This is a genomic window from Ramlibacter sp., assembly GCF_013697775.1.
Classification (GTDB): Bacteria; Pseudomonadota; Gammaproteobacteria; order Burkholderiales; family Burkholderiaceae_C; genus Ramlibacter.
In genome coordinates this window covers 1-4,393 of record NZ_JACCWG010000055.1, presented here as the reverse complement: position 1 = coordinate 4,393, position 4,393 = coordinate 1, and the positions used below count along the sequence as shown (strand labels likewise).

The window sequence follows — 4,393 nt, the reverse complement described above, 5'->3', positions numbered from 1 at the left end:
GTCCAGCGGACGCTGGCGCGCCGCCGCCAGCGATGCGGTGAGTTGCCCCGCAGCACCGTGCAGGCCGCCCCAAAACGCGCTGCCGCCGTCGAACTGCGAGGGCGGCAGCGCGTCCTGCGGTCTCATGCAGGCGTCGACCAGCGCGACCTGCCGCGCGAGCGCGGCGTCCAGCTCCGCGAAGGCGGCGTTGGCCTGCCCGCGCAGCCGCGTGAGGCGGTTGTACGCGCCCACGCCCCAGAACAGCAGCACGGCCGCGGCGACCCAGTAGACGATGGACGAGGATGTCATGGCGCAATGAAAAAAGCGGCACCACCTTCCGGTGATGCCGCCTCAGTTTAGTGGCAAGCCTTTATTGGGCGTCGCCGATCCCGCCCTCGACCACCTCGGAGCCGCCGGCTCCTTCGGTCACCGCGGCCAGCTCCGCCGCTTCGGATTCCGCGATGGCGCGGCGCTCGGCGTCGTCCATCTCGTCCTTGGCCTTGCGCGCCTTGTGGTACGCCATGCCGGTGCCCGCGGGGATCAGGCGGCCGACGATGACGTTTTCCTTCAGGCCGCGCAGCTCGTCGCGCTTACCCATGATGGCCGCCTCGGTCAGCACCCGCGTGGTTTCCTGGAAGGACGCCGCGGAGATGAACGAGTCGGTGGACAGCGAGGCCTTGGTGATGCCCAGCAGCAGGTTGCTGTAGGTCGCCGGGATCTTGCCCTCGCCGCGCAGGCGGTCGTTGGTGTCCAGGATCTCCGAACGCTCGACCTGTTCGCCGCCGATATGGCCGGACTCGCCGGTGTTCTCGATGATCACGCGACGCAGCATCTGGCGCACGATCACCTCGATGTGCTTGTCGTTGATCTTCACGCCCTGCAGGCGGTAGACGTCCTGCACTTCATCGACGATGTAGCGCGCCAGTTCCTCGGCACCCAGCAGGCGCAGGATGTCCTGCGGATCGGCCGGCCCGTCGACCACGGATTCGCCCTTGTTGACCACCTGGCCTTCGTGCACCAGGATGTTCTTCTCCTTGGGCACCAGCTCCTCGTGCACGCCGCCTTCCGGATCGGTGATCTGCAGGCGGATCTTGCCCTTGGTCTCCTTGCCGAACGACACCGTGCCGGTCATCTCGGCCAGCACGCCCTTGTCCTTGGGCGAACGGGCTTCGAACAGCTCGGCCACCCGCGGCAGGCCGCCGGTGATGTCGCGCGTCTTCTGCCCTTCGACCGGGATGCGGGCCAGCACTTCGCCGGGACCCACGTCCTGGCCGTCGCGCACCTGAACGAGCGAACCGACCTGGAAGGCGATCGTCACCGAGTGGTCGGTGCCGGGAATCTTCACCTCGTTGCCCGAGGTGTCGATCAGCTTGACCTGCGGGCGAATCACCTTGGCGGAGCCGCGGCGCTTCGGGTCGATCACCACCAGCGTGGACAGGCCGGTGACCTCGTCCACCTGCTTGGCCACCGTCAGGCCCTCTTCCACGTTCTCGAAACGCACCGTGCCGGCGAATTCCGTGATGATGGGCCGGGTCAGCGGGTCCCAGTTGGCCAGGATGGTGCCGGCCTTGACCTGCTGGTCGGCCTTGATCGCCAGGATGGCGCCGTACGGCACCTTGTGGCGCTCGCGTTCGCGGCCATGCTCGTCGTGGATGACGATTTCGCCCGAACGCGAGATGACGACCAGCTCGCCCTTGCCGTTGGTCACGTAGCGCATCGTGGTGTTGAAGCCCACCGAGCCGGCGGACTTGGCATCCACGCTGGAGGCCACGGCGGCGCGCGAGGCGGCGCCGCCGATGTGGAACGTGCGCATCGTCAGCTGCGTGCCGGGTTCGCCGATGGACTGCGCGGCGATCACGCCGACCGCTTCGCCCACGTTCACCAGTCCGCCGCGGCCGAGGTCGCGGCCATAGCACTTGGCGCACAGGCCGAAGCGCGTGGCGCAGTTCAGCGCGGTGCGGACCTTGACTTCGTCCACGCTCGCCGCTTCCAGCACGTCGATCGCGTCCTCGTCCAGCATCTCGCCGGCATTCATCACCACGGCGCGGCTCTCGGGGTCCAGCACCTCCTCGGCCGTCACGCGGCCGAGAATCCGGTCGCGCAGCGATTCGATGACTTCACCGCCTTCGACGATGGCGCGCATCAGTGCGCCGTCGGAGGTGCCGCAGTCGACTTCCGTGACCACCAGGTCCTGCGTCACGTCCACCAGGCGGCGCGTGAGGTAGCCGGAGTTCGCGGTCTTCAGCGCCGTGTCGGCCAGGCCCTTTCGGGCGCCGTGCGTGGAGATGAAGTACTGCAGCACGTTCAGGCCTTCGCGGAAGTTGGCCGTGATCGGGGTCTCGATGATCGAGCCGTCCGGCTTGGCCATCAGGCCCCGCATGCCCGCCAGCTGGCGGATCTGGGCGGCGGAGCCGCGGGCGCCGGAGTCGGCCATCATGTAGATGGAGTTGAACGACTCCTGGTCCACTTCGTTGCCGTGGCGGTCGATGACCTTTTCCTTGGCCAGCTGCGCCATCATGACCTTGGACACTTCGTCGCCGGCCTTGCCCCAGATGTCCACCACCTTGTTGTAGCGCTCGCCGGAGGTCACGAGGCCCGAGCTGTACTGCTGCTCGATCTCCTTCACTTCCTTTTCGGAGCGCTCGATGATGGCCGCCTTCTCGGGCGGGACCAGCATGTCATCGACGGCGATGGAGATGCCCGCCTTGGTGGCCAGCCGGAAGCCGTTTTGCAGCAGCTTGTCGGCGAACACCACGGTTTCCTTCAGGCCGCACTTGCGGAAGGAGATGTTGATCAGCTTGCTGATCTCCTTCTTCTTCAGCGCCTTGTTCAGCACGCTGAACGGCAGGCCCTTGGGCAGGATCTCGGACAGCAGCGCGCGGCCGACGGTGGTGTCGACCAGGCTCACCGACTTGGTGAATTCGCCGGTGTCCTTGTTCTTCTCCCACTGCGGCAGGCGCACGGCGATCTTGGAGGTGATCTCCACCACGCCGTTGTCCAGCGCGCGCAGCACTTCGGACACGTCGGCGAACACCATGCCCTCACCCTTGGCGTTGATGCGCTCGCGGGTGGTGTAGTAGAGACCCAGCACGACGTCTTGCGACGGCACGATGGACGGTTCGCCCGAGGCCGGGAACAGCACGTTGTTGGAGGCCAGCATCAGCGTGCGGGCTTCCATCTGCGCTTCCACCGACAGCGGCACGTGCACGGCCATCTGGTCGCCGTCGAAGTCGGCGTTGAAGGCCGCGCAGACCAGCGGGTGCAGCTGGATCGCCTTGCCTTCGATCAGGATCGGCTCGAACGCCTGGATGCCCAGGCGGTGCAGCGTGGGCGCGCGGTTCAGCAGGATCGGGTGCTCCTTGATCACCTCTTCCAGGATGTCCCACACCACCGGCGTGCCGGATTCGACTTCCTTCTTCGCCGCCTTGATGGTGGTGGCGATGCCCATAGCTTCCAGGCGCGAGAAGATGAACGGCTTGAACAATTCGAGGGCCATCAGCTTGGGCAGGCCGCACTGGTGCAGCTTGAGCGTCGGGCCCACGGTGATCACCGAACGGCCGGAGTAGTCGACGCGCTTGCCCAGCAAGTTCTGGCGGAAGCGGCCGCTCTTGCCCTTGATCATGTCGGCCAGCGACTTCAGCGCGCGCTTGTTCGCGCCCGTCATCGCCTTGCCGCGGCGGCCGTTGTCCAGCAGGCTGTCCACGGCTTCCTGCAGCATGCGCTTCTCGTTGCGCGCGATGATTTCCGGAGCCTTCAGCTCCAGCAGGCGCTTCAACCGCGAGTTGCGGTTGATCACGCGGCGGTACAGGTCGTTCAGGTCGGAGGTGGCGAAGCGGCCGCCATCCAGCGGCACCAGCGGACGCAGGTCCGGCGGCAGCACGGGCAGCACCTCCATCACCATCCAGTTGGGCTTCATGCCCGACTTCTTGAAGGCTTCCAGCACCTTCAGGCGCTTGGCGTTCTTCTTGACCTTGACTTCGGAGCCGGTCAGGTCGCCGCGCAGCTTCTCGATCTCGATGTCGAGGTCGATGCCTTCCAGCAGGTCCTTGATGCCCTCGGCGCCCATCTTGGCGATGTACTCGTCGCCGTATTCCTTGCGCTTGGCGTCATAGTCGTCCTCGGACATGATGCTGAACTTCTTCAGCGGCGTCATGCCGGGGTCGGTGACCACGTAGGCTTCGAAGTACAGCACGCGCTCGATGTCGCGCAGCGTCATGTCGAGCACCAGGCCCAGGCGCGACGGCAGCGACTTCAGGAACCAGATGTGCGCGCAGGGCGCGGCCAGGTCGATGTGGCCCATGCGCTCGCGGCGCACCTTGGTCTGCGTGACTTCGACGCCGCACTTCTCGCAGATCACGCCGCGGTGCTTCAGGCGCTTGTACTTGCCGCACAGGCACTCGTAGTCCTTGATCGG

Annotated in this window: 1 protein-coding gene and 1 pseudogene; both read right to left on the bottom strand. The window is 66.3% G+C overall.

Translation table 11 applies throughout. From position 1 onward, the window contains the following. Window positions 1-288, bottom strand: a pseudogene (locus H0U68_RS03235) (LemA family protein); the annotation flags it as partial. Between the two features lie 61 nt (window positions 289-349). Then, window positions 350-4,393: DNA-directed RNA polymerase subunit beta' (rpoC, locus tag H0U68_RS03230; protein WP_296352726.1), on the bottom strand; the 4,044-nt coding region annotated here is incomplete at its 5' end.